We start from the raw sequence: 14,412 nt of genomic DNA, 5'->3' as shown, positions 1-14,412 counted from the left end.
AACCGAAGCTGACGTTCCCTGCGACAAAGAACCCGAGATCCGTCGTCTGGATCACCGACCGGGCTTCTTCATCCGCCGCAGTACCAATGGTTTTCTGCCAGATTTCATCCCCGTTTTCAGAGATGCGCACTAACCAAAAATCGCTGCCACCTTTGGATTCGTCCTTTTTATCAAGGCCTTTTCCGCTGTAAGAGGTGCCTGCAATTAAAAATCCGCCCTCCTGCGTATTGACGGTCGCCGATAAAAAATCGTGGTTTTTCCCGGAGAAGTATTTTTCCCAGACTTCTTTCCCCTGCTGGTTTAATTTAACCAAGTGAAAATCGTAACCGTTGTTTTGCTGTACAGCCCCTGAGGCTCCCGAAGCGGCAGCTCCTGAGGTTCCTACTTTGGCCCCTGAGGCTCTCGAAGGGGTCGAAGGAGTGGCCCCTGAGCCTGTCGAAGGGTGGATGGAACTGCCTGTAATTAGGTATTGTCCGTCAATGCTTGTGGTAACCTGGCTTAAGAAATTCTGCGTCGATGATCGGATGTCTTTCTGCCAGACCACTTCCTGGGCAGACATGCCCAGTGCTGTGCACAGGAAAAGTGCGCTCATGTAGAGTTTTTTCATGTCCTTAGTGATTGATTATTATTAATTTTTAATTGCTGCAAAAGTAGTGTTTTTATTTCACGGTCCAAAGATGATTACACCGATTTAATATGATCCTGATCATTCTCCTGCAAAGCTATAGCCGCATGGCGACAAAACATGACGCATTATAATTTTTATGAAAAATAAATCATATCTTCCTCCCATTCAAACCAAAAACTTTCGCCGACCGGTCTCTAGCTTTGCAAATATAAATTAATTACAATAAATACTTGTTTTTAATCTGGAATTTACAACAATTGCTCACTTTAAATTTATAAGACTGACCCTTTTCTGCTACATTACGGACTTTCTTCCGATATGTTTTCTTGAAATCTTTCAGATAAGTGATGAGAAATAACCAGCAAAACCTGAAAGAACATGCTTTGCGGGTTGAACCGGCAAATCTGTGAATGGATGTGTCATCATGATAAGTCAACAGCAATTAATTTAAAGTGTACTCAATGCATAAAACAGATGAGAAGGCTGAAAGAGAAATGCCGGATGCCGGAAGTTCCTCCTGTCAAAAATAAGATCGAAGGTCCTGATCATCAAACTGAATATCTTGTCATTCTATCGGAGGAGGTGTTGATTAATTCCGGCTCAATAGCCTTGGCTTTATTTTTCAACCGGAACCGTTTTTATATTGTTTTAAAGTCCTGAAGGGGGAACTGACAACAGAATAGGATAAAATCCTCCTGTCAGAAGTGTGGAGCTTTATCAGGAGGAGTCCGGATCCTGGCCGAATGGCCTTAATTCCATGTCTCTGTCCAGTAACTGAATGAACAGGTCATTTTTACTGATCCATATTCCAGTTCAGAATCTCAATATTCCGTTCTGCATAGCCTAAGGCATCCTGTACCGACAGAAAGGGACGCGAGCTGCTGTCTGATGAAACATAGCCTTTTTCATCGATCAGGTATTTTCCGAAATGCAGATAATAGACTGTCCGGTCTTTAGCGATATCCGAGGGAAAAGTACCTGAATGAAACGGTGAAGGATACCCTGGCTCCTGCTCCACCAGCAGGATCGGCAGATAGGTATTGCCGGAGTATTTCCACTCCCCCGTTTTAATTATTTTATGCATGATCTTAATGTTTTTTACTGCATAAAAATAGGACATCCAAAAATCTCAAGGATTTCAGGAATATTAATTTCATATTAAATGATGTATCCAATAGAAAAACGCAGTTTGTACTGCGTTTTTCTATTGGATAGGTGAATGGTCAATGGTCATTTTTGCTTCACAAGTGAATTTTAAACTAAGTGAAAATGCACCATTAACCATTAACCATTAACCTGCAAAAATTCACCATTGACCTCTTACGAGTATTCAAATTTTCTCACCGCTTCCAGTGTCATATCGATTTCCTTATCTTGAATCGCATCGCTGATGAAATAGGTTTCGTAGCCGCTTGGCGGAAGGTAGATCCCGTTCTGCAGCATCTGGTGGAAAAAATTATTGAACAGCGCATGATTGGCTTCCTGGGCTTCATCAAAATTCGACACCCGGTTCGTATGGAAAAATACCGACATCATCGATCCTTTTCGGTTGATCTTATGGGCAATCCCTTTTTCATTCAGGATTTTGCCGATCTCGAAATCCAGGGTTTCAGTGGTTTTATCAAGCCGGTTGAAAAATTCAGGATCGTCTTTGATGAGCTGCAGGGTTTTCAGTCCGGCCCGCATGGCGAGAGGATTTCCGCTGAGGGTTCCCGCCTGGTACACGGCCCCTTTCGGTGCCAGGTAATCCATGATTTCGTTTCTTCCGGCAAAGGCACCTACCGGAAGACCGCCGCCGATTACCTTTCCGTAAGTTACCAGATCCGCCTTCACGTTATAAAGCTCCTGGGCACCTCCGAAAGCCAGCCTGAAACCGGTCATTACCTCATCAAAAATCAGCAATGCACCGTTTTGGTCACAAACCGTTCTTAATTTCTGAAGGAATTCGTTTTCAGGGAGGACGCAGCCCATATTTCCGGCAACGGGTTCTACGATCACCGCTGCGATTTCATCCGCATTGTGTCTGAACAGATCTTCCACCTGCTCCATATCGTTGTATCTGGCCAGTAAGGTATCTTTTGCGGTTCCTGCCGTTACGCCGGGGGAGTTCGGATTTCCGAAAGTTGCCGCCCCGCTTCCCGCCTTGATCAGGAATGAATCCGAATGGCCATGGTAGCAGCCTTCAAATTTTACAATCTTATCCCTGCCGGTAAAGCCTCTGGCCAGCCTGATCGCACTCATACACGCTTCCGTACCTGAAGAAACCATTCTGATCTGGTCGATGTTCGGGACGTTTCCGGTGATGAATTTTGCGATTTCCGTCTCAAGTTCCGTCGGTGCCCCGAAGGAAAAGCCTTTTTCAGCCTGGCTCTTCAGCGCTTCCAGCACTTCGGGATGGGTATGGCCAAGAATCGCCGGCCCCCAGGAATTGATGTAATCGATGTAGGTATTGTCATCGGCATCGGTAAGGTAAGCTCCTTTGGCAGACTTCATAAAAACCGGCACGCCTCCTACGGATTTGAATGCACGGACCGGGGAATTTACGCCGCCGGGAATGTATTGGTAGGCTTCATCAAATAAAGCCGAACTTCTCTCGTATCTCATTTTAAAATTTTTATATCTAATTAATCCTCAAAATAGAGGGTTCCGTCCTCTCCTGCATAATTCCTGGCTCCGTCGATCATCGTATAGTACAACTGAAAAGCATGCCCGTTTTTCGGAACGGTTCCGAAAGGCTCGAATCTTCCTTTCAAAGCGATCCCGTTTCCAAGAACAGTTGTAAAGCGTAAATTTTTACGGTCAGCAGGATCAGGCTCCGAAAGCTGGATCAGATGCTGATGGTCCATCATCAGGATGGAAGCATATTTTACAGGATAAATCTCGCGGGAAAATTCATCGGTCAAACCGAACCGTCCTGAAGAATCCGTTGTTAACAGATAGGGTTTCCCATTGAACACCTGCCATCCCACGAATACGGTATCCGGTGTGCTTCTGTACAGTTTTCCGATTTCAGGAATATAGATTCCGACGGGAGCATTTCCCGACAGGATTTCAAGGTAATCCGCTTTAAAATTAATTTTGTATTTTCTTTCCTCCTCATAGGGCCTGAGCATTTCCAGGTCTTCCGGACGAAGATCACGCCAGGTCAGTTTGGGTTCTTCAGCGGTTTGGGTCCCTGAAAACCCTTTGTCTTCCATCCACCCTTCACGGACAGGAAATTTTCCCGTATTTCCGTATTCGCCGAGCCGTATCTTTGTTTTCCCGGAATAGCGGTAATAACCAAAGCCGTCAAACACCACGTAATCGGTTCCGTCAGCAAAAACCGGCTGGCTTGAAATAAACGGTATCACCTGTACCGAATGATGGTCTATAATTCCGAATTTCCCGTTCTGCTCTGCGTGAAACCCTTGTACTGACGGATCATACCAGCTGATGCTCTGGTACTGCGGCTGAACCACCATCAATTTACCGGCATCACACAATCCCCAACGGTTTCCCTTCCGGAACGGAATATACTTTTCCGGTTCCTGTGAAACGGTTTTTACAGGAAAGAGCAGTAAAAGCATCCAGAAAATCCCGGATTTTATGCTGGAACATTTCATTCGTACATGCAATTCATAAGGGTTGAAAAATAGATCAGCCGGTATGATACTAGTTTCTCGGTTTCTTATCAATGAGATAGATCAGCTGCCCCGGTGTCGGTTTCTGGCCTTCATCCATCCTGTTTTTGGCGTACAGCTTATTCAGTTTGATGCCGAATTTCTGGGCGATATCATGCATATCTTCGCCGGGCTCGGCCTTATAGGTTGCCGTATTTCCTTCGGAATTTTTGGATTCAAGAAAGACGATTTCATTTTTCTTCAGCACATCACTGTCCAGCTCGTTCCATTTCATCAGCTTGCTTTCGCTGATTTTAAATTTTTTAGCGATGAATTCAACGTTGGTATCTTCAGGAATGATAATGTACTTCAGGCCGTCGTTCGGATGGCTTTTGATAAGAATGGTATTCATCATTTCCGCCCTTGTCTTGATTCTTTCCACTCTTTTCTGCTGCTGGGCGTAGGAAGTCTGCTTGTACGGAACCTCAACGGTCACCGGTACTTTTGGCTTTTTGGTATATTTCTCAGGTTCCATCTGGGCCATGAAGCTCACATCATTTTTCAGGTCGGGATACATCTTAAGGACGGCATACAATACCTCTTTGGAACTGGTATTATCGAATTCATACAATTTATAGCGCTCGATTTTACCGATGAGGATCGATGCATAGCGCGGATTGGTGGCATAGCCTGCTTTTTTCAGTCCGGTCGCCCAGGCCTTATAATCTCTCATATCCAGATTAAAAAGGTTGGCGTAGTATTTCCTTGTAGATAAAAAAATCGAGTGGTCTTCGTAAGACTGCCGCGGGTCATCGTAAACCCGGAAGCATTCATTCGGCGCATCATCGGTATGCTTCATGGTTTTTCCGGTCCAGTCTTCCTTGCATTTGATCCCGAAATGGTTTTTCCCTTCCAGGGCCAGCCGGCTTTGTCCGCCTCCGGTTTCCAAAAGTCCCTGTGCCAGCGTAATGGAAGCGGGGATCTTATATTTTTCCATTTCTTCCACCGCATATCTGGCGAATTTCTGGATGTACTGGTCTTCGGTAGCCCACGTCTGGGCTGAGAATTTTGATAAAACTAAAAGGCTTACCAGCGTGAAAAGTCTTTTCATCTTATAATTTTTATTGTTTTAAAATGAAAGATGGAACACTTCGTGTTTCATGTCTTCCAATTTACTTTATACGATTAATGTTCTGTTCTGTTTCTCCAAAAGCAGATTGGCCCCTTCAATACCCTGCAAACCGCCGGTATGAAAGCACAAAACCCTGCTGTGATCAGGAAAAAAGCCCTTTTCCATCAGTTCAAATACCTTCTGCATCATCTTTCCTGTATAGACAGGCTCCAGAGGAATATTGTATTTCTCTTTAAAACCATTGATAAAACGGATATTTTCATCCTTTATTTTACCATAACCTCCAAAGCTTGAATCCATTAGGCTGAAATTATTCCCCGGCGTCAGTTCCCGGATTTTTTTTTCCAGTGAATCATCATTAACTGCCTTGAATCCTATAACCTTCTGATGGTCTTCACAATATTTGGAAATCCCGGCAATCGTACCCCCGGTTCCGACGGCAGTGCAAAGATAATCAAAATCTTTTGTTTCGTCATTCAGCATCATTTTCACCCCTGCTACGGCCTCTTCATTGGTTCCGCCTTCAGGAACGATCAGGGCATCAGGAAATTCGTTCTGCAAAAAACCGGTGAGCTTTTCTTTGTGGCGGTACTCTTCCCGGGTAACGAACTTCAGGTTCATGCCGTTTCTTCTGGCAAAAAGCAATGTAGGATTGTCGCGCCATTTATCTTTCAGCTCTTCCCCGCGGATGATCCCCAACGTCGGAATACCGGTAAGATACCCCACCGCGGCGACGGCAGCAATGTGATTGGAGAAAGCCCCGCCAAAAGTAATAATATAGGGTTTCCCGGGTTTCTGTTCCAGATAGTTGTTGACATTAAAAAAGAGCTTCCAGTACTTATTTCCTGAAATCTGAGGATGGACAAGGTCTTCCCTTTTCATAAAGAGCTTTACCTTTTTTCCTGTTGGAATTTCAACAATGGGAATATGTACTTCGGGGAGTTTCATCGGATACAAATTTCCGAATTTATTTTAAATGATTATTTTTAAATTCGTTAAACTAAACTTAAAAATGACTGCCATGAAAAAAATAACCATTGCCATAATTGTCATTATTGCCTTTGCCTTTTGTGCAGGTTTTGCCTATGTTTCTTTCAGAAGCAATTTTCCCGCCCGGACCGGAAATGACGTTCCCGACAAGGAGAACGGCAAAATGGTCAGCATGCTGAACAACGAGATCGAAAAAGAAATATACCGCCATACACAAAGTCCAATGTATCCCGGCTATATTCCGGAAGCCGGGCAGAATACCGTTAATTATTTAAAAACGATAAAGTCCGTGGAAAGCTACGCGAGGTATGGGGTCACCTCTACCCGGCCGCGGAATTATCTCGAATTGAAAATTACCTTTAACGACGGAAGCCAGGCCAGTGAAATTTATACAGGCCGCCCCTGCAGCGCCTATATCGAGACCTGTCTCCTGATCAAAGCGGAAATGAAGGACGGCAAAGCAGTAAAAGTTTATACCAACGGCCAGGAAAGAAAAGGCTCCCCGGACCGCATAAAACCGGATCTGAGTTTACTCATCGATAAAGCCATTGCCTACGACATCGGAAAACATCACGATCAATATTTCGCTCCTGAAAAAACACAGAAAGATTTTGATAAAGAATGGGAAGATCAGAAATAAATCTTTTCTAAGTTTTAAATTAAGCAGCTGGAAGCGGGGTGCCGGATGCCGGAAGTTTCTCCTGTCAGATCCAGGATCAAAGGTCATGATCATCAAACTGAATAGGTTATCACTTTATCAGAGGAGTTTTATTTAATCCCCGATAACCGGTTTTGGTTATTTTTCAATCAGAGACGGATGAATATCGTTTTAAAGTCCTGAAGGGACGATTTAGTGGAGGGTAGGATAAAATCCTGTCAGAAGCATGAACCGTTTATTGGTTCTGCCAGGATAAGTGGTATCCAGAATCCCGACTGAATCATTCTGATTTTATTTTTGAGTTAAATAATCGACTGAATATGATATCAATACGGCCGAATTCACGTTTAGATTCCTCCTAAAATGACCATGATTCCGGAAATTCTTTAAACCTTGGATTTTAAACGTCAAACCCGGAGCCCTACAGGTATTTCCTGAAACTCCAGAACCGCCTTTCATTCAGATAATTCAGGTTGCGTTCATTGGCATAAGCTTCCCTTTCAAAAGAAATCCTGAGGTAAGCCCGGTCCGCATTTTTGAGTTTAAACAGCCAGTAATAATATTCGATGACATAGACAATGTAAAAGAAAACGATCAGCATTTCCATCTGCTGCCTGAGATGGATTTTTTCGTGATTAATCAATACGTTATTTTTCTTATCTTCGGGGTTCCTGATGAAGATAAACGGGAAAAGAGCGATGCCATTAATTTTTAATTTTTTTAAAGGCTTTTGGCATATAATTATCATAATAACAAATATAAAGTTTTTTGACTTAGAGATTTAACCTATGGCACTTTTTGACATCAAAGAAGGTGAAGACTTTTACTACAACGAACAGGGTTATAAGGTTTTTACAGAGAAATTCCATTTAAAGAGAGGACATTGCTGTAAAAGTGGCTGTAGGCATTGTCCTTACGGATACGATAAAAAGACCGATACATTTATTAAAAACGATAAAAAAAATAAATAAAATGAAGCGCTATATTTTTATTCTGCTGGCTTCGGCTACTTTGGGTTTAACGTCCTGCAGTCCTTTCAACGTACGATCCGACTATGCTAGTACGGCCAATTTCAATACGTACAGAACCTATAAGCTGAGAATCGATGATCTGAAACTGAACGATATTGATAAGGACCGTGTCCTGAATGAACTGTCGAGACAGCTGCAGGCAAAAGGCCTTCAGGCCGGGGAAAATCCGGATCTGATCATCAATGTAAAGGCCAATCATAAGAAAGTAACCGACATCAATACGACTTCACCCTACGGTGCATGGGGCTGGGGAGGACCTTTCGGCTGGGGCATCGGGATGAACAGAACCTGGACCAGCAATTACAACGAAGGAGCCATTATTGTTGACATGGTAGATGCCAGATCAAACAAGCTGGTGTGGCAAGGAATCGGAAGCGGGATCTCCGTGGACCGTCCGAAAGCCAAACAGAAACAGATTCCTGAGATCATGATGGAAATTATGAAAAACTACCCGCCACAACCGGGAAAATAAGATTTCAACTAATCAGATATATAGAAAGTCGATACCATTGCGGTATTGGCTTTTTTGTTTTAGCGCAGGAATAGCTTGAAAGGCTGAAAGTGTGATTATAGAAGTTATTTTCCGTTAATTGCTATAACCATCTGATTTAAATACCCTGAGTTCAATGCTAAAAAGTCATTGAAATCGGAAAATCTTGCTTATATATTATTAATAAACTGATAATTAAATAAATAGTACTTAATTCATATAAATATCTGTTGTTTGAACACCAAGAACACAGGGATTTTTTTTAAATGCTGAATATTTTCAAGGTTTACAGAGCCATTTCATTGATAAGAGGTCTCAGAGATACTATATTACTGAATAGTTGAAATTCCCTGTACTTTAATCTTTTTAAAAAACGCTATTACCGGTTCCGCCAATTTCCGGGTATATCTCTTGTTTCCCTGGAGCTATTTTAACATGAAATAAACACAGGATTGATGTTAAATAATCATCATTGAAAATCAGGTAAACACTGTCAAAGTCCCTTTATTTTAATTTAATTAGTATTCTCTGACTAATAAAATTAACAATTCCGTAATTTTTTATTGATAGATTTATAGTAATCTTACTTTTTAAAATATTGATATGAAAAATTCACTGTTTCTTCTTCTATTGGCTTCGGGAACGGCCACTGCGCAGGCCCCTTCCGGCTACTACAGTTCGGCCGGCGGCCTTTCGGGAGCTTCCCTGAAAACAGCACTGAGCAGCATCATTACCAACGGCCATCAGGACAAAGGCTATAACGGGCTCTGGACCGGCTATAAAACAACGGACATCGACAAAAACTACGAGAACGACGGATCGATCCTGGATATTTATTCCGAAAAACCGTCAGGAACCGATCCGTATAAATTTACACCGGGAACCAACCAGTGCGGAACCTATTCAACAGAAGGCAACTGCTACAACCGGGAGCATCTGGTTCCGCAGAGCTTGTTCAGTGAAGCGTCCCCGATGGTTTCGGATATTCACTTTATCCGGGCGACCGATGGCAAGGTAAACGGCATGCGGTCCAACTATCCCTTCGGGAAAGTGGGAACGGCGAGCTTCACTTCCAGAAACGGTTCCAAACTGGGAACTTCCGCATCTTCGGGATATTCCGGAACGGTATTCGAGCCGATTGATGAATTTAAAGGTGACGTGGCCCGGATGATCTTTTATTTTGTGACACGGTACCAAAGCAAGCTTTCTACGTTTTCCTCCGGCAATATGCTGGGAAGTTCTGCTTTCCCGGGATTACAGACGTGGGAACTGAATGTCCTGCTGGCCTGGCACAACCAGGATCCCGTTTCACAGGCAGAAATCAACCGCAACAATGCCTCCTACTCTTTCCAGGGCAACCGGAATCCTTTTATCGACAACCCGGATTACGTGAACCAGATCTGGGGCTCAGGATCTCCTTCAGGTACCGGTACAACACCTACGCCCGGCACAACGGGCTGTGCCAGCGAAACGTTTGAAAACATTCCAACCGCAAGTTCAGCAGCGTCCTACCTTACCAGAACCTGGACCAATAACGGTATTTCGTGGACCGCTACCGACGCACGGACCGACCAGACTGTTTCTTCAAAAGCCATTACCATCAGAGACGGCGCCTTAACCTCGGGCAGTTCCGCCAATGGAATCGGATCACTCACCGTAACCACCCAGCTGAAATTTACAGGATCGGACGGGACATTTAATGTAAAAGTCAATGGAACTACCGTAGGAACTCTTCCTTACCATTCCAATGCCACGACCACTACCCTTAATAACATCAATGTTTCAGGAAACGTAGTCATCAGCCTGGAAAATAATTCGTCCAGCGACCGGGTAGCCATTGATAACCTGAGCTGGACGTGCTATTCCGGCACTTCACGACAGGTTCAGAATGTTTATACGGCGGCAGATCCGGATCAGAATCTATTACAGATTTCCAATAATCCGGTTTCAGGCAATGACATTTTCGTAAAAGGGGAAACGCAGAATATTAAAAAAGCGGAAATTTACAACCTTCAGGGTAATGTTGTACAGACCATCGATCAGCCTTTTAAAAACAGCAGGAATTCCATCAGGATTAAAAACCTAGGACAGGGAGTTTATCTTCTGAAGCTTGATAAGGCGATGCTTAAATTTATTGTGAAGTAACGTGAACTCGAGAAAGAACCTGAGTTAAAAGGCTGGAAGAGGGAAGCTGGATACCCGAAGTCTCTCCTGTCAAAAATAGGTCTGCAGGTCTTGATCATCGAAACAAACATTTTGTAATTCTGTCAGAGGAAGTTCTCAGTTAATCCTGAATAAACTAGCCTTAATTTATTTTTTAATTAATTAAATACCTGAATATCATTTTGATATGACCGAATTCACGTTAAAGCAGAAAGAACCTGAGTTAACAGGCTGGAAGAAGGAAGCCGGATGCCGGAAGTCTCTCCTCTCAAAAACAGGTCTGCAGGTCCTGATAATCGAACCAAAAATTTTGTAATTCTGTCAGAGGAAATTCTTATTTAATCCTGAATAAACTAGCCTTAATTTATTTTTAATTAAGTAAATACCTGAATACTATATTGATATGACCGAATTCACGTTAAAGTAAAAAGCAAGATACCGGATGATGGAAGCCGGAGGACAAAGGTTTAAGCTTACCGCTAAATCTTTTGCATCTTGAAATTTCTTTACATGAAAAAGCCTTCCCGGTCCGGAGAAGGCTTTCTTTTATTTCTGATACGGAAATTACTGACCCATCAGGTCTCTCATTCTTTCCTGCATCAGCTGAGGGTCTTTCATCGCCTCCCATCCGACAGTTGAAAGCATTACGATGACGTAAATAACGTACAATACGCTGAGGACGATCCCGATAATTGCCATAATCTTACCGGCATTCAGCTGGCTGTAATTGGAATACAGTGCCGGGTTCTTTCTGTACAGTTCCCCGTCTTTTTTAGCCAGGACAAGTGCGATAATTCCCGCAATAAGCCCGGGAAGCCCGTAGCAGCAGCATCCTACAATCGATACGATTCCTAAGATTAAGACGGCCGTTGCGTTGGGTAATTTTTGTTGATCCATAGTTTATAATTTTGATTTAGTTTAATGTGTGTATAAATAAGTGTTTATAAAAATAGGAAATAACCATAACAATTGCATTAAATATGGCTAAAAAAACCAATATATTGCTGTAATTCCTCTTCCGGTCTACAAAATTGAGAACAACGGTGGCAAAGAACAGCATTACGGTATACACTGCCGGAAACATATGGAACGCTTCCGTAAATCTTCCTTCGAACACCATGACCACAGCCCGCTGTGTCCCGCAGCCAAAGCATTCTATTCCGAAATACTTTTTAATCGGGCAAGGCAGCATGAAGTCTTCTATTCTCATTCAGATAATTTGTTTCCCAAATATATAAAATTAACCAGAAATTTTAGCCCTTTCATACTGGTGCGGGAAAAAACAGTCCTCTTTCATTTCGAAAGATCCGTGAACCGCTTTATAGGGATTCCTTAAAATTTCCCTGGCAATAAAAATCAGATCCGCTTCTCCTTTCTGAAGGATCTCTTCCGCCTGTTCCGTTGTGGTAATCAGTCCGACTGCTCCGGTCTCAGCTTCCGCTTCATGACGTACTTTTGAAGCAAACGGAACCTGATAACCGTCATGCACCGGAATCTTGGCACCGTGGATATTTCCTCCGCTGGAAACGTCTACCAGATCTACTTTGTGCTTTTTCAGGATTTTGGATAATTCAACGCTGTCGTCTACATCCCAGCCAGCCTCTGCATATTCGGTTCCGGAAATCCTTACAAACAGGGCGATGTTTTCATCCAGTTCTTCGTTTACCGCATCCACGACTTCCAGCAGGAACCGGATCCTGTTTTCAAAGCTTCCGCCGTATTCGTCGGTCCGGATATTGGACAGCGGTGATAAAAACTGGTGCAGGAGATAACCGTGCGCCGCATGGATTTCAATAACATCGAAACCGGCCGCTGCCGCCCTTCTTGCCGCCAGCTTGAAATGCTGTACCTGCTCCTTTATTTCTTCCGTGGTTAAAGCATGCGGAATCCTTTCTTTCGGGTGATACGGAATAGAGCTCGGCGCGATGGTCTCCCAGCCTTCCTCTACCGGGATCTGGACATTGTTCCAGGTAGAACCCTTCCTTCCGGCATGCGCCAGCTGGATCCCGATCTTACTTTCCGAATGCTGATGGACGAATTCAACGATTTTCTGGAGTTTCTCCGCCTGCTCATCGTTCCAGATGCCCATACAGTGGTTGGTAATCCTCCCGCGGGGTTCCACGCCGGTGGCCTCTATGATAATTAAACCCGTTCCGCCCTGGGCACGGCTGCCGTAATGCACAAAATGAAAGTCATTGGCCAGTCCGTTTTCGCATGAATACATACACATGGGGGACATCACCCAACGGTTTTTCAGCTCAACATTTCTGAATTTAATCGGAGTATATAACATTTTAATTTGGTTTTAAAAAATTGAAAGCTGCAAAGAACAGGCCTATATTGCCCACCTCACGAAAAAGAAGTACTTTTATCCCCCTTTTTTTAATCCACAATATATGAAAAAAGAAACTCAGATCCGTTACGAGTATTTTAGGAACAGCAGTGAGCTGAACGATATAGAAAAAAAACTGTTCGAAAAAGCGAAGGAAGCACGTGAAAAGGCTTACGCTCCCTACTCCAATTTTCTGGTGGGCTGTTCCGTCCTGCTTGAAAACGGGGAAATCTATTCGGGAAACAACCAGGAAAATGCCGCTTATCCTTCCGGGCTCTGTGCGGAAAGAACGGCCCTGTTCTGGATTGCCGCCAATTTTCCGGAGGCGAAGATTGAAAAGATCTTTGTGGTGGGCGGCCCGAGGGAATTCCATGAGAAAAACCCGCCGATTCCACCCTGCGGAGCGTGCCGGCAAAGCCTGATGGAATATGAAACCAAACAGCAGGAGAACATCGGTCTTTATTTTTCGAGCATGAATGAGGAAGTGGTAAAAGTGCATGCGATCAAGGATCTGCTGCCGTTTTATTTCGATGCTACTTTTCTGTAGTTTTTCACTTTGATTTCCTGCTTACTTTTTAAACCACCCCGTCTACATTTTCTTTGAAAATTTATCCCCCCTCCGGCCGGAGGGGAATATGTGTGCGTGTTTCCGACAAGGGTTTGTGTTTATTTTTGTCCGATAGAAGACATATATTTTAAGGGGGCATTCGGGAGTTTTACTTACTTTTCTTTTTTTAATCATCTCCGTTTAATCTTATTTCAAAACTTTTCTACTTCTTTCGTCAGAGGAGAATGGTTGTGTATGATGTTCACAGGTTGTCTATTTTTATTTTTACTCATGAAAGCCAAATGTACTGAAAGCAACCGAAGCTCCTGAAGCCACTGTCTTGATTTTTTAGCCCCGATAGAAGCGGCATCCTTTTGGGTTGCGGGTGGAGCAACGCGGAGGCCGTGACCCAAAAGATACAGCGGATAGCGGGAATAAGCTCCTGATATTTTAAAGGGTTGTGCGTTCGGAATATGTGCGTGTGAGAGTTTGAGAGTCTGAGGGTGTGAGAGTTTGAGGATGTGACGATGTAAAAGGACGGTTTGATCTGATTTTCATACATCGGTCTACTCTACTGAGTATTCCTGTCTGCAGATTTTTGCAGTACCCATACCCCATCTTTTCTTATGGTATTTTTGGGTTTTGGTTTTCCACCGAATAAGTTTATCTTTGCAAAAATTTTGGTTTCCAATCCTTTGGAATGAAAAGGGAATCGGGTGAAAATCCCGGACTGTCCCCGCAACTGTAAATCGCATAGAAGATTTCTACGTTCAACCACTGTGCAAACGGGAAGGTGTAGAAAGCGAAAGTCAGGAGACCTGCCAGAATCTAATTTTAAAACA

Annotated in this window: 14 protein-coding genes, 1 pseudogene and 1 riboswitch; of the genes and pseudogenes, 5 read left to right on the top strand and 10 right to left on the bottom strand. The window is 43.4% G+C overall.

Annotation, left to right across the window (positions count from 1 at the left end; translation table 11 throughout):
• The 6 genes and pseudogenes from CHA01nite_RS15320 to CHA01nite_RS15295 form a co-directional block, all read right to left on the bottom strand.
• Positions 1 to 607: pseudogene (locus CHA01nite_RS15320) on the bottom strand (T9SS type A sorting domain-containing protein); the annotation flags it as partial.
• 814 nt (positions 608 to 1,421) lie between these two features.
• Positions 1,422 to 1,712 carry a hypothetical protein gene (locus CHA01nite_RS15315; RefSeq protein ID WP_146942912.1) on the bottom strand — a complete coding sequence of 97 codons (291 nt, stop codon included), beginning with the start codon at positions 1,710 to 1,712 and terminating at the stop codon, positions 1,422 to 1,424.
• A 236-nt stretch (positions 1,713 to 1,948) separates the two neighbouring features.
• Complete coding sequence (hemL, locus tag CHA01nite_RS15310) at positions 1,949 to 3,232, bottom strand: glutamate-1-semialdehyde 2,1-aminomutase (RefSeq protein WP_146942910.1); 1,284 nt, start codon at positions 3,230 to 3,232, stop codon at positions 1,949 to 1,951.
• A gap of 20 nt (positions 3,233 to 3,252) precedes the next feature.
• Positions 3,253 to 4,194 carry a hypothetical protein gene (locus CHA01nite_RS15305; protein WP_146942908.1) on the bottom strand — a complete coding sequence of 314 codons (942 nt, stop codon included), beginning with the start codon at positions 4,192 to 4,194 and terminating at the stop codon, positions 3,253 to 3,255.
• 85 nt (positions 4,195 to 4,279) lie between these two features.
• The gene (locus tag CHA01nite_RS15300) at positions 4,280 to 5,338 is read right to left on the bottom strand and encodes a glucosaminidase domain-containing protein (RefSeq protein WP_146942906.1); all 1,059 of its coding nucleotides are present in this window, start codon (positions 5,336 to 5,338) and stop codon (positions 4,280 to 4,282) included.
• A gap of 66 nt (positions 5,339 to 5,404) precedes the next feature.
• Complete coding sequence (locus CHA01nite_RS15295; RefSeq protein WP_146942904.1) at positions 5,405 to 6,307, bottom strand: 1-aminocyclopropane-1-carboxylate deaminase/D-cysteine desulfhydrase; 903 nt, start codon at positions 6,305 to 6,307, stop codon at positions 5,405 to 5,407.
• 73 nt (positions 6,308 to 6,380) lie between these two features.
• Here CHA01nite_RS15295 and CHA01nite_RS15290 point away from each other — a divergent pair, with 73 nt between their 5' ends.
• Complete coding sequence (locus CHA01nite_RS15290; protein WP_146942902.1) at positions 6,381 to 6,989, top strand: hypothetical protein; 609 nt, start codon at positions 6,381 to 6,383, stop codon at positions 6,987 to 6,989.
• A 439-nt stretch (positions 6,990 to 7,428) separates the two neighbouring features.
• Here the strand turns inward: CHA01nite_RS15290 and CHA01nite_RS15285 are convergent, their stop codons facing one another.
• Positions 7,429 to 7,755 (bottom strand): hypothetical protein, encoded by a 327-nt coding sequence (locus tag CHA01nite_RS15285; protein ID WP_146942901.1) that lies wholly within the window; start codon positions 7,753 to 7,755, stop codon positions 7,429 to 7,431.
• A 40-nt stretch (positions 7,756 to 7,795) separates the two neighbouring features.
• Here CHA01nite_RS15285 and CHA01nite_RS15280 point away from each other — a divergent pair, with 40 nt between their 5' ends.
• From CHA01nite_RS15280 to CHA01nite_RS15270, 3 genes are all read left to right on the top strand, one after another.
• On the top strand, positions 7,796 to 7,978 hold the full coding sequence (locus tag CHA01nite_RS15280; protein ID WP_029294953.1) for a C1orf53 family protein: 183 nt from the start codon (positions 7,796 to 7,798) through the stop codon (positions 7,976 to 7,978).
• A gap of 1 nt (position 7,979) precedes the next feature.
• Positions 7,980 to 8,510, top strand: a complete 531-nt coding sequence (locus tag CHA01nite_RS15275; RefSeq protein ID WP_146942899.1) for a DUF4136 domain-containing protein — start codon at positions 7,980 to 7,982, stop codon at positions 8,508 to 8,510.
• 621 nt (positions 8,511 to 9,131) lie between these two features.
• The gene (locus tag CHA01nite_RS15270; protein ID WP_146942897.1) at positions 9,132 to 10,673 is read left to right on the top strand and encodes an endonuclease; all 1,542 of its coding nucleotides are present in this window, start codon (positions 9,132 to 9,134) and stop codon (positions 10,671 to 10,673) included.
• A 582-nt stretch (positions 10,674 to 11,255) separates the two neighbouring features.
• On the opposite strand, the gene CHA01nite_RS15265 is transcribed toward CHA01nite_RS15270, so the two are convergent.
• The 3 genes from CHA01nite_RS15265 to namA are packed head-to-tail and all read right to left on the bottom strand — an operon-like array spanning position 11,256 to position 12,984.
• Positions 11,256 to 11,588 carry a CCC motif membrane protein gene (locus CHA01nite_RS15265; RefSeq protein ID WP_146942895.1) on the bottom strand — a complete coding sequence of 111 codons (333 nt, stop codon included), beginning with the start codon at positions 11,586 to 11,588 and terminating at the stop codon, positions 11,256 to 11,258.
• A gap of 16 nt (positions 11,589 to 11,604) precedes the next feature.
• On the bottom strand, positions 11,605 to 11,901 hold the full coding sequence (locus CHA01nite_RS15260) for a DUF2752 domain-containing protein (RefSeq protein WP_146942893.1): 297 nt from the start codon (positions 11,899 to 11,901) through the stop codon (positions 11,605 to 11,607).
• Between the two features lie 30 nt (positions 11,902 to 11,931).
• Complete coding sequence (namA, locus tag CHA01nite_RS15255; protein ID WP_146942891.1) at positions 11,932 to 12,984, bottom strand: NADPH dehydrogenase NamA; 1,053 nt, start codon at positions 12,982 to 12,984, stop codon at positions 11,932 to 11,934.
• A gap of 103 nt (positions 12,985 to 13,087) precedes the next feature.
• Here namA and cdd point away from each other — a divergent pair, with 103 nt between their 5' ends.
• Positions 13,088 to 13,570, top strand: coding sequence for a cytidine deaminase (cdd, locus tag CHA01nite_RS15250; protein WP_146942888.1), 483 nt, complete (start codon positions 13,088 to 13,090; stop codon positions 13,568 to 13,570).
• A gap of 664 nt (positions 13,571 to 14,234) precedes the next feature.
• A riboswitch (cobalamin riboswitch) is annotated at positions 14,235 to 14,410 on the top strand.
• Positions 14,411 to 14,412: the final 2 nt, after the last annotated feature.

Source organism: Chryseobacterium hagamense (genome assembly GCF_007991455.1).
Classification (GTDB): Bacteria; Bacteroidota; Bacteroidia; order Flavobacteriales; family Weeksellaceae; genus Chryseobacterium; species Chryseobacterium hagamense.
The sequence above is the reverse complement of the archived record's forward strand: the minus strand, read 5'-3'. Positions and strand labels throughout refer to the sequence as shown.